The sequence below is a fragment of the Pseudomonas sp. GW822-FHT02E03 genome (genome assembly GCF_058802325.1).
In genome coordinates, this window is record NZ_JBXAOA010000009.1 from 123,164 (window position 1) to 147,785 (window position 24,622).

General features: G+C 58.2%; 16 protein-coding genes. 11 read left to right on the forward strand and 5 right to left on the reverse strand.

What is annotated here, in order from left to right; all coding sequences use genetic code 11:
- Positions 1 to 53: 53 nt before the first annotated feature.
- Positions 54 to 284: a VF530 family protein gene (locus AC1RQB_RS09895; RefSeq protein ID WP_007941719.1), complete on the forward strand. Its 231-nt coding sequence runs from the start codon at positions 54 to 56 to the stop codon at positions 282 to 284.
- A 2-nt stretch (positions 285 to 286) separates the two neighbouring features.
- A complete protein-coding gene (locus AC1RQB_RS09900) occupies positions 287 to 931 on the forward strand; it encodes a Pr6Pr family membrane protein (protein WP_063341426.1) in 645 nt (214 codons plus the stop codon).
- A 161-nt stretch (positions 932 to 1,092) separates the two neighbouring features.
- Here AC1RQB_RS09900 and AC1RQB_RS09905 read toward each other — a convergent pair whose 3' ends face one another.
- Positions 1,093 to 1,890 carry a siderophore-interacting protein gene (locus AC1RQB_RS09905; protein WP_063341425.1) on the reverse strand — a complete coding sequence of 266 codons (798 nt, stop codon included), beginning with the start codon at positions 1,888 to 1,890 and terminating at the stop codon, positions 1,093 to 1,095.
- A complete protein-coding gene (locus tag AC1RQB_RS09910; protein ID WP_008072292.1) occupies positions 1,887 to 2,468 on the reverse strand; it encodes a PadR family transcriptional regulator in 582 nt (193 codons plus the stop codon). Before AC1RQB_RS09910 ends, AC1RQB_RS09905 begins: the two co-directional genes overlap by 4 nt.
- A 514-nt stretch (positions 2,469 to 2,982) precedes the next feature.
- Here AC1RQB_RS09910 and AC1RQB_RS09915 point away from each other — a divergent pair.
- From AC1RQB_RS09915 to AC1RQB_RS09940, 6 genes are all read left to right on the forward strand, one after another.
- Positions 2,983 to 3,477, forward strand: coding sequence for a CS1 type fimbrial major subunit (locus tag AC1RQB_RS09915; protein ID WP_063341424.1), 495 nt, complete (start codon positions 2,983 to 2,985; stop codon positions 3,475 to 3,477).
- 108 nt (positions 3,478 to 3,585) lie between these two features.
- Positions 3,586 to 6,108, forward strand: coding sequence for a CS1-pili formation C-terminal domain-containing protein (locus tag AC1RQB_RS09920; RefSeq protein ID WP_063341423.1), 2,523 nt, complete (start codon positions 3,586 to 3,588; stop codon positions 6,106 to 6,108).
- 27 nt (positions 6,109 to 6,135) lie between these two features.
- The gene (locus AC1RQB_RS09925) at positions 6,136 to 7,371 is read left to right on the forward strand and encodes a hypothetical protein (protein WP_063341422.1); all 1,236 of its coding nucleotides are present in this window, start codon (positions 6,136 to 6,138) and stop codon (positions 7,369 to 7,371) included.
- Positions 7,372 to 7,427: 56 nt separating this feature from the next.
- Positions 7,428 to 8,171 carry a hypothetical protein gene (locus AC1RQB_RS09930; protein ID WP_063343887.1) on the forward strand — a complete coding sequence of 248 codons (744 nt, stop codon included), beginning with the start codon at positions 7,428 to 7,430 and terminating at the stop codon, positions 8,169 to 8,171.
- A 47-nt stretch (positions 8,172 to 8,218) separates the two neighbouring features.
- Complete coding sequence (locus AC1RQB_RS09935) at positions 8,219 to 8,713, forward strand: CS1 type fimbrial major subunit (protein WP_063341421.1); 495 nt, start codon at positions 8,219 to 8,221, stop codon at positions 8,711 to 8,713.
- Positions 8,714 to 8,778: 65 nt separating this feature from the next.
- A complete protein-coding gene (locus AC1RQB_RS09940; protein WP_063341420.1) occupies positions 8,779 to 10,065 on the forward strand; it encodes a hypothetical protein in 1,287 nt (428 codons plus the stop codon).
- A gap of 214 nt (positions 10,066 to 10,279) precedes the next feature.
- Here AC1RQB_RS09940 and AC1RQB_RS09945 read toward each other — a convergent pair whose 3' ends face one another.
- Together AC1RQB_RS09945 and AC1RQB_RS09950 are read right to left on the reverse strand one after the other, a co-directional pair.
- Positions 10,280 to 15,394 (reverse strand): NEL-type E3 ubiquitin ligase domain-containing protein, encoded by a 5,115-nt coding sequence (locus AC1RQB_RS09945; RefSeq protein ID WP_492570941.1) that lies wholly within the window; start codon positions 15,392 to 15,394, stop codon positions 10,280 to 10,282.
- Positions 15,395 to 15,538: 144 nt separating this feature from the next.
- Complete coding sequence (locus tag AC1RQB_RS09950) at positions 15,539 to 18,688, reverse strand: transglycosylase domain-containing protein (RefSeq protein ID WP_207267235.1); 3,150 nt, start codon at positions 18,686 to 18,688, stop codon at positions 15,539 to 15,541.
- Positions 18,689 to 19,343: 655 nt separating this feature from the next.
- Between AC1RQB_RS09950 and AC1RQB_RS09955 the strand changes: the two genes are divergently transcribed.
- On the forward strand, positions 19,344 to 20,765 hold the full coding sequence (locus AC1RQB_RS09955) for an amino acid permease (protein ID WP_063341419.1): 1,422 nt from the start codon (positions 19,344 to 19,346) through the stop codon (positions 20,763 to 20,765).
- A 54-nt stretch (positions 20,766 to 20,819) separates the two neighbouring features.
- Here the strand turns inward: AC1RQB_RS09955 and AC1RQB_RS09960 are convergent, their stop codons facing one another.
- Complete coding sequence (locus tag AC1RQB_RS09960; protein WP_063341418.1) at positions 20,820 to 21,944, reverse strand: OpgC family protein; 1,125 nt, start codon at positions 21,942 to 21,944, stop codon at positions 20,820 to 20,822.
- A gap of 221 nt (positions 21,945 to 22,165) precedes the next feature.
- On the opposite strand from AC1RQB_RS09960, the gene AC1RQB_RS09965 reads away from it, so the two are divergent.
- Positions 22,166 to 23,107, forward strand: a complete 942-nt coding sequence (locus AC1RQB_RS09965; protein WP_008072303.1) for a glycosyltransferase family 2 protein — start codon at positions 22,166 to 22,168, stop codon at positions 23,105 to 23,107.
- A 1-nt stretch (position 23,108) separates the two neighbouring features.
- Positions 23,109 to 24,617: a glucosyltransferase domain-containing protein gene (locus tag AC1RQB_RS09970; RefSeq protein ID WP_063341417.1), complete on the forward strand. Its 1,509-nt coding sequence runs from the start codon at positions 23,109 to 23,111 to the stop codon at positions 24,615 to 24,617.
- Positions 24,618 to 24,622: the final 5 nt, after the last annotated feature.

Here is a 24,622-nt window from a genome sequence, read left to right on the forward strand (position 1 = left end):
AGCCTCCGCTAAGGTGCGCGGCTTCCCATCCTTTCATCGCTCGAAGGCCCGGCATGACCGAACAGAACACCAACCCGCTGCATGGCGTGACGCTGGAACAGATCCTCAACGCCCTGGTTGAACACTACGAATGGTCGGGGCTGGCCGAGCGTATCGATATCCGCTGCTTCAAGAGTGACCCGAGTATCAAGTCGAGCCTGACGTTCCTGCGCAAAACCCCATGGGCGCGGGAGAAGGTCGAACGCCTGTACGTGAAATTGATGCGCACCAAGCGCCCGGTCTGAGCATGGTCATACCCTCGACCGCGAGGCGTCGTTGTGTTGCCGTGGCGGCGATTCTGGGCTGGGCGGGCTTGAGCATTCAGCTGTACCTGATTTTTTACTTACGCTGGAGTATCGCGGCCAGTCTGCTGGGTGGGCTGGTGAGTTTTTTCAGTTTCTTCACCGTGCTGACAAACACGCTGGTGGCGGTGGTGCTGACCTGTGAACTGACGTCCCGCGAATCCGCTGCGCGACGCTGGTTTTTGCAGCCATGGGTGAGCAGTGGGATTGCGGTGAGCATCGCCGTGGTCGGTGTGGCGTACAGCCTGTTGTTGCGCCACTTGTGGCACCCCGAAGGCTGGCAATGGCTGGCCGATGAGCTGATGCATGACGTCATGCCGCTGCTGTTTCTGGTTTATTGGTGGTTCTGTGTGCCCAAAGGTACGTTGCGGCTGCGGCACATTGCGCTGTGGGTGATCTATCCGCTGGTGTACTTCGGCTATGCGTTATGGCGCGGGCATCTGCTGGCGGTTTATCCGTATCCGTTCATTGATGTGGACAAGCTGGGTTATCCACAGGTGTTTGTGAATGCAGGGGGATTGTTGGCGGGGTTTGTGGTGATTGCGTTGTTGGTGGTCGGGCTGGATCGGTGGCGCACGGATCGGCAGTGAACACTGTGGCGAGGGAGCTTGCTCCCGCTGGGCTGCGAAGCAGCCCTGAACCTGCAACCAGGTATCCTCTGACACACCGTGTTGTCCGGTTAACGACTGCTTCGCAGCCGAGCGGGAGCAAGCTCCCTCGCCATAAAAAGCAGGTAACCACAATATCGTGGTTATTCCTCGTCACTGTCATCCAGTCGCCAGTAGCCGACCGCTTTGACGAACTGCTCATCCAGCCCGTGTTGATCGAGCAATACCCGGCGAATCTGCCGCGACAGCTTCGACTCAGTCGCCACCCACGCATACAGATTGCCATCGGGCACCTTGATCTGTTGCACGGTGGTCAGCAGGTTGTTTTTGCCTCCCTCACGCAGCACCCAGATCACATCGACCTGGGCGGCGCTTTCCAGGCGTTGTTGTTCGGCGCCGTTCTCCACTTCCACGATCACCAGCGCACGCCGGTTGGCCGCCAGGCCTTCGAGCCGGCGGGCGATGGCGGGCAGGGCGGTTTCGTCGCCGATCAGCAGGTAGCTGTCGAAGATGTCCGGCACGATCATCGAGCCCCGTGGCCCGCCGATTTGCAGGAACTGGCCAGGTTTGGCCTGCTCGGCCCAGGTCGAGGCAGGGCCGTCGCCGTGCAGCACGAAGTCGATGTCCAGCTCCAGGGTGTCGAGGTCGTAGCGGCGCGGGGTGTAGTCGCGCATTTCGGGCAACGGGCCGTTGTCTTTGCCGGCGCCCAGCACCAGGTTTTCCAGCGCTGCCTCTTGCTCGGCATTTTGCGGGAACAGCAGTTTTACATGGTCGTCCGTCCCGAGGCTGATGAAGCCTGCCAGCTCAGGGCCACCCAGCGTAATCCTGCGCATACGCGGGGTCAGGTCGACCACTCGCAACACTTTCAGGCGACGGCGTTTGAGCTCATGCATGACGCGGTGAATGGATTGGGATGGGGATTGCAGGATCACGTCAGTCATTCGGCTTTCTCCTGAACAGGTTGAACAGCGGGGCCATCGACGATGGCCTTGGCGGTGTTATTGAGCAGATCGCGTACCCGCAGGATTTCTTCCGGGCTCCAGCGGCCATGGTGCATTTGCAAGGCATGGCGCAGGTTGTGCACCGCTTCGTGAATTTCGGCGGGGCGGTCATGGCCGCGCAATGAGCGCTTGCTGACTTCGATACGCATGCGCACGCCGTCCAGGGCAATCGCCTGCTCGCTTAATGACAGACGTCCGGCGTCGGTGATGCTGTAGCGTTTTTTTCCGCCTTCGGCATCGCCCAGGATCATTTCGCTTTCTTCAAGGAAGGTCAGAGTCGGGTAGATCACACCGGGGCTGGGGCTGTAGGCGCCGTCGAACATGCTTTCGATCTGGCGGATCAGGTCATAGCCGTGGCACGGCTGCTCGGCGATCAGTGCCAGCAGCAGCAATTTCAGGTCGCCGGGGGCGAATACCCGTGGGCCGCGCCCACCACGTTCGCGGCCAGGTCCTGGGCGTTTCTCGAAGCCGTCGCGGCCTTCGCCATGTTCGCGGTGGGGGGAATGATGGTCTCTCATTTTTGCGTTCTCTCGTCATGTTTAGATACAACGTAAGATATATCTTAAGGTCAGGGCAAGCGCTTCAGACCAACGGCGCCTCTGTGCCGGGACGAAAAAAACCATTGGACGAGGGAAAAAACACAAAGGAATTCACATTCATATACCTGTTAATCACAGAGAATTAGTGTTAACTCTCTAATACATGGACATTAACCTTTAATTTCAGGGAGTGTGGTATTTGTCTTACGGAAGTTGCACGGCGTTGCACAAGTAAGGCAGGTCGTGTTTTGCATGATTTGTAGTCCGTCTCTTACAGTCACTGTTTGATTATTTCAATATCTCGGGTTTTTTCACGCTGCTGTCATGTCCATTTGGCTACACGTTCATCAGAAGTTGCCTGCTTACTTTCAGGAGAGATTGCTTGATGATCTCCCGGCATTGAAAGTTCAACAAAACCTCTGACGGTTATGTGGCCGATCACAGGTTTTCTGACTTCAATGAGCCAATCCTTAGATAAAAAGACAGGTATTAGATGATGTTCAAGAAAATTGCGATGACTGCTCCACTGGCCATTCTGGCACTCAGTTCTTCTGTGGTTTTTGCAGCAGGGGAAGCACGGCATTCCATCAGTCTGATCGCCACTGTTCCGGAAAACGGTTTCTATGTGACGCCTGTCGATCCGGACCTGGTCAACAAGGATCAGGACATGAGCCCGCGCACAGGCTCCAATACCCTGACTCCTTTGGTCGGTTACTTCGATGTACGCAACAACAATGGTTCGGTTCACGCTAGTGTGGAAGGGACGCCGCGGCTCTACGGTGGGGCTAATACGATTGATCTGGTCGTCGCGTTCAATGACGTTGTACTCACCAATACACCGCAGATGGTTGTCGGTGAACAAGAGTCCGATGTGAATTATCGCGCGCCAATCCGCATCAGCGCGGTGGGTACCAACCACCCAGCAGGCGATTACACCGGCGCTGTCGCCGTTGTTTACGATGCCGTTCCTCCGATCATCACTCAATGAATCTCGACATAACAGTAAACGCTTACTTGTTTAAGTAACGTAACCGGTTGGCAAACACGCTTGTTTGTCGGCCGGGCTTTAATCTATTGGTAATCAGAGTACGTGTTCATGTTCCCGATGACACCCATCGCGGCTGCGCTTGCGTTGCTGCTTTGTAGCAGTGCCTTTGCAGCGCCCGCTACTGTTGCTAATACGCCGAGAAGTTTGTTGTCTCAGGCCAAAGGTTTGCCGGCGGACTTTGAAGAGCACTTCTTTGATGTTCCGCTGGCCGTCAGGGTGGAACTTGATCAGCAGCCGCTTGGCGAGGCCATGATTGTATTATCTCGTGATGACCGTATTACCCTACTTGAATTCACCGATACCAGTGAAAGTAATATCAGTGCCGTTGAACGTGACAGTTGGGCCACTTATCTTAAATCCGGTGTGAGTCTTGGGGCTTGCACGGGGACGTGCCCGGAGCAAATGCAGGCCATTCACTACAACCTGCAAAATTCACTGGTGTCGATCGGTACTGAAAATGCCGAACGCGACACTGAGGCCAAGCGTTACTACGACCAGCCCGAGGGCGGCAGCAGTGGCTTGATCGTGCGCAATCAGCTCAACCTCAATGGTGGGCAGGAACAGGATCTGGGCGGCCGTTTTGGCCTGGAAGCCAGTGGCAGCCTGGGCAATTGGAGTCAGACATTCAACATGCAGCTGGCCCGTCTAGGTGGGCCCGATGACAAGCTTTATCACGCCATACATGAACTCCACACCCAGCGTGAATTGCAAGGCAGCTTTTTTCGCCTGGGCTTCTTTACCCCCAATTCCGAAGGCCTGACCCGCCAGCCGCGCACTTTCGGCACCAGCCCCGATACTGCGGTGGGCATGATGTTCGGCAGTTCCGACAGCCTGGCGATCGACACCCCGAAACCGAGCGTCTATCCGATCTACGTCACTGCCAACCGGCAGGCCTCGGTGGAAATTTTCCGCGACGGTTTGCTGATCAATACCCAATCGGTGCCGGCCGGCTTGCAAACCCTCGACACCCGGCCGTTGCCCGGTGGCATTTACGAAGTGGAAGTACGCCTGATCGAAGACGGTCAAATCACCTCGACGACCCAGGAGCTGGTGTACAAGCCGAATAACTGGCGCAACTTCGATGAGCGTTGGCGCTACAACCTGTTTGCCGGGCAGGAACGCAAACTGTTCAGCAACTGGGATCAACAGACCAGTGGTGATGCCACGGCGGGCGCGTCGATCAACTACCTGCTGCACCCCAGGGCCATTCTCGGACTGTCGTTGCGTCAGGTACGCGAAAAACTGCAATACGGCAGCTCCATTGACTGGACCCTGGCCAACAGCCTCAGCGTTTACGCCAACGTGTATCAGACCGAAGACCACGGCACCGGGGTCGATCTGCAAGGCTTGTACAACTATGGCTCTGGCAGCCTGGTGGTCAGCCATAACCGCAGCTGGCTCGACACCACTTACACCTATGACACCCTGCCCGACGGCACCCGGGTGCGCCAACAAAATGTGTTCACCGGCCAGACCAGCAATTCATCCCTGGCGCTGAATCACCGCATCAGTCGCAAAAGCTCGGTCAACGCGCGGGTTTCCCACAGCGAAGGCAATGTCGAAGGCGTTGGCGTGGACCTGGGATGGACGCAGCGTGGCGAGCTGTTTGGCAGCGATGCCAGTTGGCGCCTGTCGCTGTTCGATCGGCCCGGTAGTTACAGCAGCGGCAATGATCGTAATCGCGGCGTCGACCTGAGCGTCAACGTCGCGCTGGGGGCACCGGGACAACAAATATCCGGCAGCATCGGTTCGCGCACGGCGCGCGATGGCAGCCGTGACAACAACGCCTCCCTGGGTTACCGCAAAGACCTGCAGGACCACATATTGCAGAGCGTTTCGGTGACGGCACTCACCGACACCTATGGCGTTGGCGTGTCGAGCCTGGCGAACTTTAGTACCGACGCAATCCGGGGCGACGGGTTTGTGCAGCGCTCGTCCTACAACGGCAACTTTACCGGTGGCCTGAACCTGGACAGCACGGTCGCCATCGGCGCCCAGCAGATGGTGATGACCAGCCAGCCTCAGGGGCGGGGCGCCGGGATGATCGTCGATGTCGAGTCCGATATCGACGGCATCGCCTTACGCGCCGACGACCTCAGCGGCGGCAGCGCCGCCTTGCGACCGGGGCGCAACTTCATCCCCATCACCGCCTACAAAAACAGCTCGGTGAGCTTCGATTTTGAAGGCAATCACGCTCCGGCGGCGACCATCGAGCCGGCACGCACCCGCTATCACCTGAACAAGGGCGGGGTGGAGTACCGCAAGGTGCGCGTGATGAAAACCCTGACCGTACTCGGTCGTTTGCTCGACCCACAAGGCCGTCCCCTCAAGGGGCATCACGTGATCAACCACGCCAGCCGTGGGGTGAGTGAAGTGGACGGCTTCTTCTCCATGGAAATGAACGCGGGCTCGCCGACCCTGGAAGTGCGTTACGCCGATCAGTTGCTTTGTCAGTTCCGACTCGATACCGGCATGTACCGCAGTGAAAACGATGTGCTGATGATCGGTGATCTGCGCTGCAGTCCCGACACGTTGGCCGACGTTACATTCAGCCGAAACAAGGCGGGTTGAATCCTGTTCCTTCATAGAGTGGCAATCATGATTCTTTCGACTTTTTTGCCGGGTGGCCGATGGCTTGGACTGTTGTTGGCGATCGCAGCATCGTCAGCCGGTGCCGTCACCCAGGAAATCAGGGCGCTGTTCACTCCCGACCCCAGCAACCCTCAAAGCAACAAATTCATCAATAAAACCCCGGTTAGCGGCTATTGCGCCGACTACCCCGGCGAATGCGTGGCCAACAATACGTTCAGCATCCGCGTCCCTATGCGATTCGAATCCACCCAGGCGATTCAACCCGGCGCGGCCCAGCGCGAAGGTGCGATGTTCAAGGTGCCGGCGCAATGGCGGGCATTGACGGTGACGAATGCCGATACAGGGGAAACAGAGCAAGTAGAGATGCGTATTGCGGGTATCGGGCTCGATTACATATTGAGCGACACCGCCGCGAATCTGACGGGAGCTTCGAATGCCGGTGAGGGGCACAAGAGCTTATGGAATGGCAGCAGTTGGGTTTATGCAGCACCACCATGCACCTACAGCGGTGTCGGTGCATACGGCAACAGTAGCTATCGTTTTTTCTGGAAAACCCCGGTCGAAGGGGTTTGTGCCAAAGTAGCCCGGTTCCTGATTCCAGGCATGTCCTACGACACCCTGGATTTTTCCTACGAACTTCGAACGCCCAACCCGCTGGGCATGTCGTCAGGTTTATACACCGGCAATCTGAGTTATCGCATCGGCCCTTATGGTGATTTCGATATGGGCGATGTCATGGTGCCGGACGATTCCGCTTTAACGCTGAATTTCGTCCTGGATGTGCAACACACCCTCAAAGTCGATATCCCTCCCGGCGGCAATAAAGTCGAACTGGTGCCGGCCGGCGGCTGGCAAAGCTGGCTGCACAACGGGCGCAAACCGGTGCGTTTGTTCCGCGATCAGACATTTCTGATTTCGGCTTCATCCAAATTCAAAATGAAACTGGAGTGCCAGTACCTCCTGCCCAGGGGCTGTGGAATCGTTGATGCAGGGAATGGAGGTGTGGTGGAGGTCAGGGTGAGTCTGCCCAATGGCCTGACCGATAGCGCTGGGCAACCGGTGACCCGTGTCCTGTTGGGACGACAGGATACGGGTCCGTTTCAGCCTTCCTTTTACGTGGATCGGACGCCGGGAACTTTGCATTTTGAGATGCTCGAGGCAGATGTCAGTTGGCTGCTGCTGAATCACCAGGGGCGTCCCTACACAGGAAACATCACTGTGATCTGGGATTCGGAAGTCTGATGGGCTACGCATCGAGCGATCAGGCCGGCTTTTTGTTCAATCGTGAGGTTCAAGTTATGAAGCGTCTGTTTGCATTCGTAGGTATGAGCGGGTTTTCCCTGGCGATTCAGGCGGCACCCAACATCAATGTCGGTACGGTTTACGACTATCTGGATGGCGATAAAAGTACCTATTTGAAACGGGTATTCAATGGCGGCGACAGCACGGCTTTCGTCAAGGTCAACATTCTGGAAATCATCTATGACGCCGATGGAACGCCCCGCGAAGTGCCGGTCAAAAACCAGGCTGACGGCAGTGCCCGCGATGGGTTGATGGCCAGCCCCGCGCGGCTGATCGTGCCCGTCAATGGCATGCAGGGTTCGCGTCTGTTGTACATGGGCGAGCGTGAAACCGAGCGGTATTTTCGCGTGCGCTTCGTACCCGTGGTGCCGGAAAAGGAGGACGAGTTCGCCGTTTCCGAGGAGGATCGCGACACCTACAAAAAGAACCTGTCGGCGGGGGTCAACGTCATGGCCGGTTTTGGCACAGTATTCTTCGTGCGGCCGAAAAACACCCGTTACGACAGCGTGATCGATGATGGTCCGGGCACTTACAGCATTCGCAACAACGGCAATACAGTAGTGGTGGTCGATGAGTTCAAAAATTGCTCGTTAAAGGTAGAGACGGAGTGCGAGCCGACGACCAAGCACCACATCCTCGCAGGCAAGAGTTTCCAGTTCGATAAAAGGCCCGGTCGTGAATACCGTTTCAATCTGATCGAAGGGCAAGCCAAAAAGACCATGCGCATTGCCAGCCGGTAGCACCGACCCGTGTTGCTGCGGTTTTCTTTGATGAACAGGTACCAGACATGATCAAGCAATGGGCCTTCGCGGCATCGTTGAGTGCCGCGACGCTGATGAGTTCCCAGGTGTTCGCGGCGCGGGAAGAACATGAGTTCGAAGTTTCGGTGAACATCCCCACCTTGGCGTTTTACGTGATCCCTTCGGAAACGGACTGGATTCATCGCGAACAGACATTGCCGTGGAATCCTCATACTTCAACCTTGGGCGGTTTGCGCAAATATTTCGACGTCAAGCACGACACCAGCGCGATTGAAGCGCGGCTGGAGAGCGAGGCTTATATTTCCAACGGCAATGACGCCGATAACATTTACTTGCGGGTCAGGTTCAACGGTCAGGAGCTGAGTCACGACGCGCAGCCCCGGCAAGTGGTCTCGGCACAGGACGCCATGGCGGGCACTCGGGTGCGGTTGGACATCGATCCGAAAATCCCCACTGGAGGTTATAAGCCGGGCAGTTACTACGGCAACGTGCTGTTGGTGTTCAGTGCCGTGGCGCCCTGAGCCCATAAAAACGTGACAGAAAAGGGCATCGACCTTTATCGCATGACAGGGAGTCATGATCGAAGATGAAATCAGTGAAAGTTTGCAAAGCCTTCCTCCATGGCGGCGCAGGGTGGGTATTGTTGTGTGCACTGACCGTTGACTCGGCCATCGGCGCGACCATAGACATCAGCGCTTCGTTCCGGCCGGATCCGTCAAAACCCCACGAAAACAAATTCACCAATGACACCCCGGTGAGCGGACATTGCGCACAGCAACCTGAATTCTGCAAGGAGCAGGGGTTGTTCTCATTGCTTGTCCCCCTCGAGTTTCAATCAATCGCCCCTATCCTGGGCGGGCATGCCGATCGACGCAAAGGGGCAATGTTCAAAGTGCCGGCCGACTGGCGACGGCTCACGATCAGAAAGGCCGACGGCCGGCCGGAGACATCAGAGGTCGAAGTTCGTATTGTTTCTATCGGTGGCCGTTACATACTTCCCGATACGGCGCAAAACCTGGTCGGTGAAGGCTCACCTTCCAATGACGATTCGGTCTGGCACCGCCGTTTATGGGGAGGGACTGACTGGACATGGGCACCACCTGCGCCCTGCATGAGCTCTGGTGGCGGCATGTACGTGCAGCCAACCTGGCGCACTTTTTTCTGGCTGACGCCCACATCGGGCGAGTGTGCTGCAACTGCGCGCTATCGAATCGAGACGCTCAGGTATGACCAGGTGCAAATCGGTTATGAATTGAGAACACCCAATCCGCTGCACATGTCTTCCGGAATTTTTATCGGCGATTTGACCTACAGCGTCGGCCCCGGCATGGACTTCGACATGGGCGATATCATGCAGCCGAGCGACTCCGCACTGACATTGAGTTTTACCCTCAACGTTGAACATACGCTCAAGGTCGATATTCCACCGGGCGGTAATAAAGTGGTGCTGGAGCCGGCCGGCGGATGGCAAAACTGGCTGCAACATGGACGAAAGCCGGTGCGCCTGTACCGCGATCAGGTCTTCAATATCTCGGCGTCATCACGGTTCAAGATGCAAATCGGCTGTGAAATCCCCGGGCTTTACGACTGCATGATTCGCGATCCCGTTTCGCAGCGTGCCGTCCTGGTGGAACTCAGCGTCACCCTGCCCGATGGCTTGACCGATCTCGCTGGCGTACCGGTCAATCGCCGTCGTCTGATACGTGTGGGTCAGGAGGAGCAGCAAAAATACCAGGCCCTGAATTATGTGAACAATCGGCCGGGCATACTGCACTTTGAAGTCGCGAGCGAATACATGGATTACATGCTGCAACCTGGCGTCGCCGCCCACTATACCGGGAGCATCGCCGTGATCTGGGATTCGGAAATATGAAAAGGCCTTGGGCTAATGCCGGTAAGTCAAGACGACGAAAATCCTGTGGGAGCGCGGCTTGCCCGCGAAGAATGCACCGCGGTTTTTCAGGTACTACGCGTCATCGTTCTTCGCGGGCAAGCCACGCTCCCACAGGTTCTGCGTCTTGACTTACCGGCTGACTGTTTGCCTCCAGGTGCAGCATCTGGCAGTGGTCGAAACGTTCAGGGCGTTATCAATGACCTGCCATTCTCAATGCCATTCGGGTCAGGCGTCGCGCCAGCTCTTTTTCGTCGTCGAAAAGGTCGTTGATCAATCGGTTGTACACCTCATCGGTCATTTCCTTGCCAGTGAATACAACCGATTCGGGGACAGGAAGCTGTCGGGCAAGCTCTTTGAGTTTTTCCCCGAGCTGGTTTTTGTATTCATCCGTGCGGTGCAGGGTATGAGCCCGTTCGTTTTGCGTCTGCCGCAAATCCGCCAGTAACCCGGCCTTGACCACCGCGTACAGCTCGGTGTTTTCCTCAAATGCTCGCGGGTGCGTCGCGCGCAGGTATTCAACCCAGAAGCGTTGCTCCAGCATCTTGTTCACCAGCCCGTCACCGTACTCCAGTGACAGCACCGCGCCGTAGGCTTGATCGATCATGCTTTCACTCACGCCGGCAAGCGGCCGGTAAAGCATGCTTCGTGATTGCCAGGGCAGGTCCAGCCGTCGGGCCAGACCGGTCTGGTAGGCCAGATAGACCTCGACTTCATCCGGCGTGAGGCCGCTGGCCATCCGTTCCTGCATGTCCGCCCGGGCAATCTCGTTCACATGATCCAGACGCGCCGCGCTCCGGGCCAGGGTCACCAGTTGACGTTCGAGCATCTGCGGCGAGGTGCTCAATGACCTGGCTTCCGAGGCCAGCACTTCCAGCCCCATGTTGTTGAACAACTGAGCGCCGGCATCGGCGCAGTTAACGGGTGAGCTGGCCATGGTGAAGAGCCTGTTCCTGACCTCGGCATCCATGTCGGCGGCATCGATCATTCGCCAGACACGCTTGGCCAGCTCGATTCGAAACTTGCCTCCAGCTCGATAATCAGCAGACAGGGTAAGGCCGCGAATCACTGTGAAGAATCCCGCCGAGTCCGGTTCATCGGCCAGATCGCTCCAGGCCTCGCCACGGTATCGGCCAAGCCCGGGGGAGGACGTCCACCATTCGCTGTCGTCAGTGACAGGCCAGAAGGCCAGATCGTTGTTGGTGGCAGGTGGATAGGCATGTCGGGGGCTGAGCCCCACGGACCTCCTGAGGTTTTCGTAGTCCAACCGGTTCACGTCACTGAGCGCTTGCGCATTGAGCCGGGTGCGCGCGACCACAAAGGCATCGTTCGAGCCCGGGAGCACATCGGGAATACGCGCCAGCGGGTTGTCCTGCAAGTCGAGGAAAAAACCGCGCGGTCGAGGTTTGGCGAACGTGCCTCGGGGCCAGGTGTGGATGCCGGTGTCACGCAGGCTGACGATCATCAGGCCGGGCATTCGTCCGATGTCCGGTAGTGCGCCCAAGGGGTTGTGATCCAGCCTGAGGGTTTTCAGGTAGGTCAGGCGGCTGAGTTGTTCAACGCTTTGCGCTGTCAGGCGGATGTGGTTGTTGTTGAGGCGCAGGGTCGACAGAACGTGCATCGCGGTGATGCCTTGGGGTATTTCAGTCAGTTCACAGCCTCTGGCGCTTAATTCGTCCAGGTGCGCAAAATCCTTCAACAGACCGCCCGGTTCGCTGGAGAAATGCGTGTTGTCCAGATTCAATACCGAGACTTTGTCGAGAAACCGCTTGAGATCGGGCTTCTTTTTCCACCAGGTCTCAAGATTGACGCTGCCCAGCTCCACCGATAGATCGAGACGATAACCTCCGTGGGGATGCAGGCTGCGTTCGTCGAACGCCAGGCCTTGACGTTCGAAACACTCGATCAGCCGTTCGGAGATGTGGATTCCGCCGCCATCGCGGAAATCCAGGGGGTTAGGCCACACGATGTCGGGTTGCTGATAGCGCCACTGATTGAGGGTGACGCGCAGGTCGTAAAGTTCATCCTCAAGCGCCGAAAGGGCGGTCAGGGGGTCACCTTGCGTGGTCAAGGCCTCGACAAATCGCGTGGCCTCCTCAGCGCTGAAGGTTGGGTAAAGGTCGCGAACCCGCCGATCCAGTGAGGCGGAACCGTCCTTGCTCAGGCCCCCACCCTGTAGCAGCAGGGTGGTGATCCGGTCACGCTGCGAGCGAATCGGTAGTTCGGCGAGCGCGGTTCTGCGGACTTCAGGGGGGACGAGGATTTGCTTGAACCAGTGTTTGAGCGCCTTGCCCTGGCCGAGCTGGAAACCCAAGGCGTTGCGCTGATCCTGCGGCATTGCACGCAGTAACGACTCATAGAGGCTGCTGGCTCCGTAAAGGCGATTGTCCTCGTCGAACACTTCGTATTTGTTGCGTACGCCGCTGCTGACGAGCGTCCTGACCCGGGTAGCAGATTGCGCGCCAACGCTGCAGCGCAAGCGACCGTGCGGGGAACCGTCGCGGATGTCGACACGCAGGTCGGTGAATACGTCGCTGTGCAGTCTCAGCGTATTCAGCAGCAGACGCTCGGTGTCCGCTGTTAACCCCGAATGCCCATAAAGGCTCTCGGTTGCCCGGACCGCGCGCACTTCGAAATTCAGTTCACGGGCCTGATTTTTTATACGCAACGGAAGGCGTTTTTCGCTGAGCATCTTGAAACGCTCCGCGCCCGTGGCGTTGGCCAGCAGTGTTTGGCTGATGCTTGAGGGCAGTTCGGGGAACGCGTCTCTGAGCAGCCTCACTTGCGGATCGCGGGTTTTTTCCCGGGCGCGATAAGTCTGTTTGGCCAACCTGTTCATATGGCCTTCAACGTAGTCGGCCAGTTGATTGCGCAAGGCTTGTGCCCGATGCGCCGGTGGCACGTCGGGGCCGAGCATGACGGCGAGTTCGGGCTCATCCAGAAACGCCACCACGCGTTCGGGCAACTGCCCGGCCATGACCTCTGTCAGCGTGATGCTGAGGGTGTTCGAGGGTGAGGCGTCGGGATTGCCATAGAGGCGGTCCTGGGCCGAAGCACTGGTTTGATGAAGCACGCGCAGGGCCTTGTCCTCAGGCCAGCCGGGCAGCTCGGTCACGGTTTGTTCGAACCAGGCCGAAGCCGGATCAGGCGTCAGCGGCAGACCACTGCGAATCTGTTCTTCCAGCCGGGCGACATCTTCATATGCCTCGAAGCGTTTCAGCGCATCGGCCAGCAGCGGCGGTGGCGCTTCAGATTCGACGTACATCCGCCGCAACGCATCGTGGTCGGTGCCGCTGATGGCGCGGATCTGTTCCAGTTCGCCGTCGCTAAAGCGCTCGACCGAATGCCCGAGCCGGCGCATCAGTTGGCGTTCACTCCAGGCTCCGGGCTGTTCGCCTTCATGCACGAAGGCACCCAGACCATTGTGTGTCACCTGCGGCCGATAAGCGTCCGGCCGCCGGGGATGAATCACCCGCACCCGGCCAGAGGGTTCTCGCTCGATCTCAAGCAGTTTGCCCTCGTGGGGCAGAATGGATTTGCCTTGATGCCGGTGCAACCCCCAGGCATCAGGTGTCGAATCGGCGGGCAATGACAGGTTGTGCTGTTGATAGGGGGTGAGATCGGGGTGCCACAGGCGTTGGCTGCCGTCAGGCAATTGCACCGGTTTCATCGCGTCGATGAACGGTGAGGAGAGGGATTTGCCCAGCTCGGCGGCGCTGCCGAAGATTCCCAACTGAACCAGGTTTTCGACTATGCCCAATACATGCCCGGCCGCTTCGGTGGTCCGTCCTTCAGCCCAGTCCACAACGCCTTCGAACACCTCATCCGTCAGTTGGTAAGCGGTGTATGCCAGCATCAGCTCGCCGAGCACCGGCACGAACGGCGTGACCACGAACAGGGCCACATTGAAAATGTCCGAGAGCATCTTCTCCAGGTTATCCCACCAGGCCCAACGGGCCATGCGGTCGGCATCCTGGGTGGAGATCGCGAGGTCGCGGGCATCGTTGACGATCTTGTTGAGCCTGATCCGGAACAGGTATTGCCAAAGGTCGTCGTGGGCCGGGTCGGGCGAGCGGTTTTGATAGTCATCGGTGATCGCCTGGACGCTGAAACTCAGGTTGGGATTGTCCACCGGCGTATCCCTCCAGACGGGGCCGCCGGCCTGTCGATCGTGCTGATGCCATTTCACCGTGCTCAGACGTTCATTGAGACTGGCGAAGAAATGCCCTCGCTCCTTGTGGGGCACGAACTGGCTGAAGAACTGTTGATAACCGAACCCACCCGATGACTGTCCGTTGGCGGGTTTTTCTTCCCGCAACTGGCGAGTCAGTTCGGCCATGAACTCGGCGGGCGAGGGGTATTCCTTGAGTGGGTGTTGGTTGTCGTGTGGCACATAGGCGATCAGGCGACCGGGAGAGCCACCCGGTCCCGGGTCGGTTGTGATCAACAGAATGCCCGCCAGCACCGTTTCCATCATGGCCAGGTTGTAGTAGCTCACGTGCTTGCCGTCCAGCCTCAAATCTTGTCGGCCATGGACCAGATCGAGGATGAGTCGATGGGCGTGCGCATCAATGTGTTTGTTCTGCAGTGCCAAATGTGCCGCTGCTTTCAACGCGGCTTTTTGGCTGGCAATGACCGCCGTGCGCACGTTGTTGGCGACCTGGGGGCTGCCGAATCCGAGGGCCTGACGCAGTGCCTGCTGGTAGCGGGCGCCGATGTCCAGATCACGGCAGATGGCCTTGAACGCTTGGGCGGTAAGCGGATCTCTCGTGATTCTGTGGTTGATGTGCAGCGTTTTCATCTGTCCGCGCGGGTCCGGCGCGTCAAGAAAAGCAAAGTCCGAAAATGTTTCGTCATCCGAGAAATTGTGTAGGGCCGCGTTCAGCAACGAGACCGTCCGGACCTTCGTGCCACCCTTGAAATCGTGCATCCACCATGGGCGGCCGACGGCGGCATAAAGCCGCAGGTAGGTGTTCCTGATATCAATGTCGCCGTAGTGCTCACTGAGCGCATTTTTCAACAGGGGTTCGGCAAACGCATAAACATCGGTCAGGTTATCAAACAGGGCGTCCACGGCGTTCTGGGTAGACCAGTGCTCGGATATCGCCTCTTTGAGCTGATGATGAGCTGAGCGGGCGTGGGTTTTGAACGGAGCGAAGTCGCGCTGGGCAGCCTTTAATGCGCGAGCGTTGACAGGGGAAATGTCGGCGATCCAGGTGGGCAGCGCCTGAGCGATCCAGGCGTCATTAGTGCCGTCCTGGTTTTTTTTGGTGTTGCGGCGTCTTTGATCAATCCTTGATAAATTCGTCATGTGCTAACCGTCAAAAGGTAATCAGGCTCTTCAGGTTAGGCAGGTGCTGCGGTCGAAAAAAGCTCAAATACAGGGTTGGATAGCCCCGAAAGACGCCTCAATCCAACGATAAACAAAGAGCGAAAAATACAGGAATACCACCCTTTAACGTGCGGATGTGCCTGGTGCGGCCGTGGCTTGAGTGACGATCGGCAATCCCGTCCCGGCATGGCACAACGTCTGGGTGCCCGGTTGCAGATAAGGCGACAGGATCGGCGCCATGCCCTTGAGCACCTGCGCGGGCAACGCCGAGGTGAATTTGAAATTCTCCGCCGTGCGACCGGGAACATAGGCGGTGAGGGTGCCGAAATGCTTATCGCCGATATAGAACACGAAAGTTGCCGTGCGGTTGATTGACTTGGAACTGAGAATCCGCCCGCCGGAACCGATGGCTTCAATGCGGTTGTCGCCGGTGCCGGTCTTGCCGCCCATGGCCAACGGGCTGCCATCGTTCAGTTTGAAGCTGCCGGCCAGGCGCTTGGCGGTGCCGGCGTCCACCACTTGCGAGAGGGCTTCGCGCATCGCGGCGGCGACTTCCGAAGGCATCACTCGTTTGCCGACCATCGGATTGTTGACCAGGCGGGTTTCATAGGGCGTATCTGCCGCGAAGTGCAGACTGTCGATACGCAATGTCGGCATCCGCACACCATCGTTGAGAATGGTGCCGATCAACTCTGCCAACGCAGCGGGGCGATCGCCCGAGCTGCCGATAGCGGTGGCCAGCGATGGCACCAGGTGATCGAACGGATAGCCGACTTTCTGCCAGCGCTGGTGAATGTCGAGGAACGCTTCGATCTCCAGCATGGTGCGGATGCGGCTGTCACGGGCGCCCTTGTGACGGCTTTTGAACAGCCAGCTGTAGACTTCCTGGCGTTCGAACTGACTGGCTTTGACGATCTGGCTGAACTTGGCATCGGGGTTATTCAGCAAGTAGCCGATCAGCCACAGATCCAGCGGGTGGACTTTGGCGATGAAGCCTTGATCCGGCAGGTCGTAGCTGCCAGGGCCGTAACTCAGGTAGAGGCGTTCGAGGCGTTCATCGGTCAGTTTTTCTTGAAGCTTGGCGCCTTTGAGGTGCGAGCGTACGAAGGTATTGAAGTCTTCCTGGTCGGCCTGGGGAAATAGATAACGATGCACGGCGGCCATGCGAATCGGCGTCGGGCGCATGCCGTCGAGAAAGGTCTCGAGCCGCGCCTGGGTGTCCTTGTTGCGGTATTTCTTCCAGAACTTCAGCAGGAATGAGGTGCCTTCTTTGTCGGCGAATGAGGCCAGGTATTCCTGACGCCGCGGGTCGCGATCGTCCTTGAGCAATTCGGCGCTGCTGTTGGGCCCCGAGTAAGTGCTGTAGCGCACCAGGTCACGCATCAGCCGAATGAACGGCAGGTTGATCGATTCGCGCAGAGCATCGCGCAGGGTCGGCAGGCGGCCGTTGTCTTCCTTGCGGAAGTTGACGAATGTGTGCAGTCCGCCTCCGGTGAAAAAGGCCTCGCCAGGGCTGGCGGAATATTTGCGATCCAGCGCGGCACCGAGCATTTTCGGCAGGCTGCGGTCGGTGTTCTGAATCATGTAATCGACGGCCCAGCGGGTCAGGCGATCCGGGTCGGCGACTTCGGTTTTCTTCAGTTCGGCGACGCTCATGCTGGCGTAGCGATCGTGCAGTTCGGCCATGATCTGCAGGTAGGTGGTGAGCACGCGCATTTTTGCGGTGGAGCCCAATTCCAGCTTGCTGCCTTCATTGATGTCGAATGGCTGGTCGGTGCTGTCGGTTTGCACCCGCACGCGCGAACCGTCCGGGGTCAGTTCGAACAGGGTGAAGCTATAGCGCACCTGCGCGGTGTTGGTGGGGGTGAGCAGGCGTTCGCCGATCAGGCCGATTTCCGCTGCATAAGTTGGATCGGCCAGATGCTTGAGGTATGCGGTAGCCTGGGTTTGCAGCTCGCCTTGCAAGGTGCTGGTGGCGGACAGGTCGAGGCGGTCGAGGTCATACAGCGGACGATTGAGCAAACCGGCCAGGCGGCTGCGCGCCACACTGATGCCTTTATTGGTTTCGATGGGCTGAATGGTGGGCTGGGTGGCCCAGTCGCGGTAAGTCACTTTACTGGCCAATGCCGCCGTGGCGAGTGGCGCATCGATCACGCCGTTTTGAGACAGCAGGCGAATGTGGCTGTCGGTGAGGCTGGCCAACTCATCACGGCCCTTGGTCAAGTAATGGGAAGGGCGGCGCTGAGCAATCATCAGTGACAGCATTTCGCGCAGGGCCAGGCCTTTTTCCGACAGACTTTTCGGATCGGTATCGGTGCTGGCCAGCCGTTCATTGGCCTTGTTGAAGTCGGCGCCGTACCAGACGCGCAGGCCTTCGGCCATGCCATGCACTTCACCGTGGCCCGGTACCGCCGACAGCGGAACACTGTTGAGGTAGTCGCGAATCACGTTTTGTCGCGCCTGGAGGGTTTCCGGCCCCGCCTGATAGGCGCGCACGCTGGCGGAAATCATCTGGCGGATTTTTTCCGCGCCCGACACCGTCAAGCCATCGGGCGAATGGCGATATTTCTCAAGTTGCGTGGCCAGCGTACTGCCGCCCGCCGACTGCCCGGGCAGGCCCAACAGTTTGGCCACTTGGGACCACGCCGCCCTGCCGAACCGCGGCCAGTCCACGGCGGGGTTGGCCAGAGGCTGACGGGGATCGAGCAAAAAACGGTTTTCAATAAACAGCAAACTGCTGACCACGACCGGCGGGATCGCGGCAAAGCTTGAATAGAGTTGCTGGGGGTACTTGAACTGGTACAGCGGGGCCGCGCGGCAATCGGTGATCGACAGCCCGGCCTGGATTTTTTCTGCATAGGGCACAAAAAAACCCTTGTCGGTGTAATTCATCAGCGCTGGAGAAAAGCGGGTTTGTGCCGCTATTACGTAATCGCGTTTGAGCAGTCGCGGTAGAAACTCATCCATGGCGCTGTAACCCAAACGCTGATCGAACGGGCCTGCGCCAGGGTAGCGAATCGCATCGCTGTGTCCGGGTTGCAGCTCGTACTTCAGCGAGGCGGCGTATTTGCTGATTTCCCGGGCCTGAAACTTGGAGGTGCGCATTTCCTTGGCCGCGGCGAGGCCCAGGACAATCAGGATAATCAGCAACAGCAACCAGAAAGCCCCCCAGCCGTGCCGGGAGCGACGGGGTTTCTCAGGTAAAGGCGCTTCATCCACTCGTTCAGTCGGAACCACGGTTTTACTCGAATCGGTTTGCCACAAAGCGCCCATAGTCGACTGATCCATTCACGCAGATTGATCGGACTTGCTTGAAGCTTAGACGGTGGTTGGCGTTGGTGAAAAAATTGTGAATAACCAAATATCGGGTACGCACCATTCCTTGTGGCTTGTGGCTTGTGGCTTGTGGCTTGTGGCTTGTGACCTGTGGCGAGGGAGCTTGCTCCCGCTGGGCTGCGAAGCGGCCCTATCCCTGCAAACGTGATCTGCCAGGTAAACCGGTGTGTTGGGTTTGCGACTGCTGCGCAGCCGAGCGGGAGCAAGCTCCCTCGCCACAGGGACGGTGATGTCGTCTGTAATAGCCGAGCTAGACGTATCAAAGTGGTGAATGCTGCCGAAGTAGGGGCATGACGATGCACCATTGCCGTGCAATACTCGGCGCCGTTTCAGTGGCGAATAATCCTGCATAAGGCAGGTAATGCCCCTCCGTAAACCGCGCTTTTGCCGAGAGTTATGGCTGAATGTTGTGGTTTATAGAGTGAAAAACCCTGCTGGAAGCTTTTTATACTGCATGCCCGCTGATCTTGCAGGTTTTGGTCCTGCAAGACGTGTCTGCCCATGAAGCAGGCTCGGTTTCAACAGGCACTGGCTTATCGGTCGGTGCTTCGACACTCGGTGGTCATATCCAATAACAAGACGAGGTACCCCTATGCCAGTTGGCAATCACCTGCCTCACGGCGAGACCGCTCAGGGCGGCCCGCTTAAACGCGAACTCGGCGAACGGCATATTCGCTTGATGGCGCTCGGTGCCTGTATCGGCGTCGGCCTGTTCCTGGGTTCGGCCAAGGCCATCGAAATGGCCGGCCCGGCCATCATGCTCTCCTACATCATCGGCGGTCTGGCGATCCTGGTCATTATGCGTGCCCTCGGCGAGATGGCCGTGCACAACCCGGTCGCCGGCTCGTTCAGCCGTTACGCTCAAGACTATCTCGGCCCGTTGGCAGGTTTTCTGACCGGCTGGAACTACTGGTTCCTGTGGCTGGTAACCTGTGTCGCGGAAATCACCGCGGTGGCGGTGTACATGGGCGTCTGGTTCCCCGACGTGCCGCGCTGGATCTGGGCATTGGCGGCGTTGATCAGCATGGGCTCGATCAACCTGATCGCGGTGAAAGCCTTCGGTGAGTTCGAATTCTGGTTCGCCCTGATCAAGATCGTCACCATCATTGCAATGGTGGTCGGCGGCATCGGCGTGATCGCATTTGGCTTCGGTAATGACGGCGTCGCCCTGGGAATCTCCAATCTCTGGGCTCACGGCGGCTTCATGCCCAACGGCGTGCAAGGCGTGTTGATGTCTCTGCAAATGGTGATGTTCGCCTACCTCGGCGTCGAGATGATCGGCCTGACCGCCGGTGAAGCCAAGAACCCGCAGAAGACCATTCCCAATGCGATCGGCTCGGTGTTCTGGCGGATTCTGCTGTTCTACGTCGGCGCCTTGTTCGTGATCCTGTCGATCTACCCGTGGAACGAAATCGGCACCCAGGGCAGCCCGTTTGTGATGACCTTCGAGCGCCTGGGTATCAAGACCGCCGCCGGCATCATCAACTTCGTGGTGATCACCGCGGCGCTGTCGTCCTGCAACGGCGGCATCTTCAGCACCGGGCGCATGCTCTACAGCCTGGCGCAGAACGGCCAGGCCCCGGCCGGTTTCGCCAAGACCTCGAACAACGGCGTGCCGCGTCGCGCGCTGCTGCTGTCGATCGGTGCCTTGCTGCTGGGCGTGTTGCTTAACTATCTGGTGCCAGAGAAAGTCTTCGTCTGGGTCACCGCGATTGCCACCTTCGGCGCGATCTGGACTTGGGTGATGATTCTGCTGGCCCAGCTCAAGTTCCGCCAAGGCCTGAGCGCCAGCGAACGTGCCGGGCTGAAATACCGCATGTGGCTGTACCCGGTCAGTTCTTACCTGGCACTGGCATTTCTGGTGCTGGTGGTCGGCCTGATGGCGTACTTCCCGGACACTCGCGTGGCGCTGTATGTCGGGCCTGCTTTCCTGGTGCTGCTGACGGTGTTGTTCTACGTGTTCAAGCTGCAACCGAGCAATGTGTCGCAAGGTGCGGTGCGTTCGGCTTCGTAAGTCGTAACGCCAGAAATGCAAAAGCCCCGGTTTAGATGACCGGGGCTTTTGATCTTAAGCTACCGACACCACCATAGACCGATTCAACCGCTTGTTGAAATCCAGCCAGGCCCCCAGCAGCACCATCAGCCCGACCCCCAGCATTGCGCTGAACACCTGCATCGCCAGTGCATTCGCGCCCAAGGCGTTGAGCATGTCCGCCAATGGCGCCAGCAACACGCCAAAACAAAACACTTCCAACGAATAACGACCCATGCGACAGCTTTGTTGCGCCAGCCAATGTTGCGTCCAGCCATTGTCGGGCAACAACCTGGCGGTGACGTAGGCGAGGGCGAGGAAGTGCAGCAGGCGCGCCGGAGAGAGGTTGGTCTTGCTGATCGGATAGAGCCATTCGCCGAGTGTCTGGGGCATGAAGACCTCATGCACGGTCGGCCACTTCCACGACACCGCGATCAGCCCGGTCAGCAGCAAATAGGTCAGCGCGGCGATAAAAACCGGCTGCCGAATCAGCGGTCGAGGTTGCGGCGCCCGAGGCCTTTGCCCGTGAATCGCCGTCGCGCCACCGAGAATAAACAACAGTTGCCAGGCCATAGGATTGAAAAACCACACGCCACCGTCGGTGCCCGCCAGGTTCCATTGAAGCCATGGCGCCAGCAGATACACCACCACCGACAACCCCACCACGTATTCAGGCTTGCGCAGCAGCATCGGCAGCACCAACGGCAGGCCAAGCAGCAACAAAATATACAGCGGCAGCGGGTCCATCAGGTTCGGCTTGAAGCGCAGCAACAGCTCATCCATCAATGCCTGCTGCGGATTGCTGAGGAAGTACTGCAAGCCCATCTCCTGCACCAGGTCACGGGTTTCCACGTGGCTGTTGGCGAAAAACACGATACCCATCAGCAGCGCCAGCAAAAAGATATGCACCACATACAGCACCCAGGCGCGTCGCAGGATTTTCACCGTGGCAACCATGAAACCGTCGCGCCGGGCGATTTTGCCGTAGGCCAGCACGGCCGCGTACCCGGCCAGGAACACGAAAATCTCTGCCGCATCGCTGAAACCGAAATTACGCACCGTGAACTGCGCGAGCGGGTTCTGTGGCACGTGATCCCAGAAGATGAAGATCAAGGCCAGGCCGCGAAAAAAGTCGATTCGGTGATCGCGTTCAAACGTCATGATGGCGGGCTCTTGAACGGGTTGAGTAGGAGCGAGCGGCGCGCAGGGTGGCGTGATTCGCCGCCAATTGCAAAAGGCTGGATATTACCGAATGTCTCAGGGGGCTATAGCGAACGATCAGGATGGCGTGTCCGTCGGTCTGCCAGGCAGTTCGCGCACCAGAACGCCCCCTGATGGCGGTCTGCCGAACATCTACACTTCGATTTTCAGGAGTGTGAAACGTGAAAGTTTCGCTGATTGTCCCGGTATTCAATGAAGAGCAGGCGATCAGTCTGTTCCATCAGGCGGTGCGTCGCGAATTGAAACTTGACCCGTGTGAAGTCGAGATCGTGTTCATCAACGACGGCAGTACCGACCGGACGGCTGAGCAGGCCAAGGCGCTGGCACAGGTCGATGAACAGGTATTGCTGATCAACTTTTCGCGCAACTTCGGCAAGGAACCGGCGTTGTTTGCCGGCCTGGAATACGCCACCGGCGATGCGGTGATCCCCATGGATGTGGACCTGCAGGATCCGATCAGCGTCATCCCGCAGTTGATTACCGAGTGGCAGAAGGGGGCCGATGTGGTGCTCGCCAAACGCCGCAATCGTGACAGTGACAGTTATTTGAAACGCCACAGCGCATCGCTCTTCTATCATCTGCTGAACAGGATTTCCTACACCCGGATCGAGGAAAACGTCGGGGATTTCCGGCTCATGGACCGCAAGGTGGTCAATGTGATTCGTGCGCTTCCCGAGCATCAGTTGTTCATGAAGGGCGTTCTGTCCTGGGCCGGATTCACCACCGCGGTGGTGGAGTACGAGCGGGCCCGGCGAGTGGCAGGACGCAGCAAGTTCAATGGCTGGAAACTGTGGAACCTGGCGCTGGAAGGCATTACCTCGTTCAGCACGGTGCCGTTGCGATTGTGGACTTACATCGGTGGCGGCATTTCGATCTTCGCGGTGCTGTACGCGGTGTACATGGTGCTGGACAAGATTTTCTTCGGCAACAATGTCCCCGGTTACCCCTCGCTGATGACGGCCATTCTGTTTCTCGGCGGCGTCCAATTGATTGGCATCGGCATCCTCGGCGAGTATGTCGGCCGCATCTATATCGAAGCCAAGCATCGACCCCGTTATGTAGTCAAAGACGTCATTGGCGGCAAAGACCGGACCGGGCTTTAGCATGGGCAGACTGGGTGACTTTTTCAGCAAAGAGCTCGGGTATCGTCGGGTCTGGCTGTTTTTTTTGATCGCGACCCTGGTTTATGTCATTCCGCTGATCCTCGCGGACTATCCCTACATCGATGACAACTGGCGCTCGCTGTCGGCCGGTACGGCCTGGGCGGGGCAGGGGCGGTTGTTCACCGAGCTGTTCTACAACCTGCTGACGTTCAGCGATGGCGCACCGAACATCTTTCCATTGCCGCTGTTGATCGCCACGCTGGCCATGGCTTTTGCGTTGACCAGCCTGACCTTCCATTACTACCCACGGCCGACAATATCCTGCTGCCTGGTGCTGTTGCCGCTCTGGTACAACCCGTTCTTCCTGCAGAACCTGTCTTATCAATACGACGGGCCGGCCAATGCCTTGAGTCTGGTGGCAGTGATCTACGCGATCACTTTTCGTCATCCCTCGCGCATTCTGCAATGGCTGGTGCCGGCCTTCCTGATTGCGCTGGCGCTGGGGCTCTATCAGGTGAGCCTGAATGTGTTCCTGGGCCTGTGTTGCCTGGAACTGCTCAGGGGCGCGAATGACAAATGGGCGTGGCGGCAGTGGTACGAATTGATCGGTTGGAAAATCGCCCAGGCAGGGCTCGGCGGGTTGATCTATAGCGTCACGGCTTATCCGTACATGAACCAGGATCGCGCCTTGCTGCTGAACTGGGCAGCAGAGCCTTTGCTGCAAGTTGAAATCAACATCGGCCGGGTGCTGGAAAAAGTCGCGCTGCTGTTTCACGGTGGATTCACTTGGGTGTTCGCTGCGCTGTTGTTGTGTGCACTGGCGGGCAGCGTGCGGCTGGCCCGGAACGTGATGGAACGCCACGACACCGGGCTGAGAAAAATCGTGATGGGCCTGGTGTGTGTGCTGACAGTACCGGTCGTGACTTTACTGGTGTCGGGGGCTGCGCTGTTTTTCCGCGACTTCAATGAAGGCGCCAGAACCTTGATGGGTTTCGCGGTGTTGCTGGTGCTGGTGTTCTATTTAAGCCATCTGGCGCTGGCGCCCATCCATGAGCGGTTGCCGCTGCTGTTGGCGGTGCCTCTGTTGGCCATGCTTTCGTTGTCTTACGCCTATGGCCGTGTGCTGACGGTGCAGAACACCTTTGCGTCCAGCGCGTTGTTTTCCCTGGGGCATGACATTGCGGCCCATCGGCAACTGCACGAGGCCAAGCGCATTTACCTGGCGGTGAGTTATTCCGATCACTGGCTGGTGGGGGCCGCGGGTTCGTTCAAGCAGATGCCGGTCTTGCATTATCTGCTGAACATCAACTTCTTCATGCTGGCTGAAAACCTGCCGAAGGCGGGCATCACGAATGTGGTCGCGGAGAGGGAGCGGCGTAATGCGACCCTGATGGGTTACCAGGGTTACCCACCACTGGTGGAGAGCAAGTTCTATCGCCTCTATCTGCTGGGTGATTACGGTTTCATCGTCATGAAAGAGCCCGTCCCGATCGCGTCACTTCAATGGTGAAAAGT

Bases quoted from the DNA above. Each gene is read 5' to 3' on its own strand.
- AC1RQB_RS09895 (WP_007941719.1), top strand. From the start codon at position 54: ATGACCGAACAGAACACCAACCCGCTGCATGGCGTGACGCTGGAACAG.
- AC1RQB_RS09900 (WP_063341426.1), top strand. From the start codon at position 287: ATGGTCATACCCTCGACCGCGAGGCGTCGTTGTGTTGCCGTGGCGGCG.
- AC1RQB_RS09905 (WP_063341425.1), bottom strand. From the start codon at position 1,890: ATGACTGACGTGATCCTGCAATCCCCATCCCAATCCATTCACCGCGTC.
- AC1RQB_RS09910 (WP_008072292.1), bottom strand. From the start codon at position 2,468: ATGAGAGACCATCATTCCCCCCACCGCGAACATGGCGAAGGCCGCGAC.
- AC1RQB_RS09915 (WP_063341424.1), top strand. From the start codon at position 2,983: ATGATGTTCAAGAAAATTGCGATGACTGCTCCACTGGCCATTCTGGCA.
- AC1RQB_RS09920 (WP_063341423.1), top strand. From the start codon at position 3,586: ATGTTCCCGATGACACCCATCGCGGCTGCGCTTGCGTTGCTGCTTTGT.
- AC1RQB_RS09925 (WP_063341422.1), top strand. From the start codon at position 6,136: ATGATTCTTTCGACTTTTTTGCCGGGTGGCCGATGGCTTGGACTGTTG.
- AC1RQB_RS09930 (WP_063343887.1), top strand. From the start codon at position 7,428: ATGAAGCGTCTGTTTGCATTCGTAGGTATGAGCGGGTTTTCCCTGGCG.
- AC1RQB_RS09935 (WP_063341421.1), top strand. From the start codon at position 8,219: ATGATCAAGCAATGGGCCTTCGCGGCATCGTTGAGTGCCGCGACGCTG.
- AC1RQB_RS09940 (WP_063341420.1), top strand. From the start codon at position 8,779: ATGAAATCAGTGAAAGTTTGCAAAGCCTTCCTCCATGGCGGCGCAGGG.
- AC1RQB_RS09945 (WP_492570941.1), bottom strand. From the start codon at position 15,394: ATGACGAATTTATCAAGGATTGATCAAAGACGCCGCAACACCAAAAAA.
- AC1RQB_RS09950 (WP_207267235.1), bottom strand. From the start codon at position 18,688: ATGGGCGCTTTGTGGCAAACCGATTCGAGTAAAACCGTGGTTCCGACT.
- AC1RQB_RS09955 (WP_063341419.1), top strand. From the start codon at position 19,344: ATGCCAGTTGGCAATCACCTGCCTCACGGCGAGACCGCTCAGGGCGGC.
- AC1RQB_RS09960 (WP_063341418.1), bottom strand. From the start codon at position 21,944: ATGACGTTTGAACGCGATCACCGAATCGACTTTTTTCGCGGCCTGGCC.
- AC1RQB_RS09970 (WP_063341417.1), top strand. From the start codon at position 23,109: ATGGGCAGACTGGGTGACTTTTTCAGCAAAGAGCTCGGGTATCGTCGG.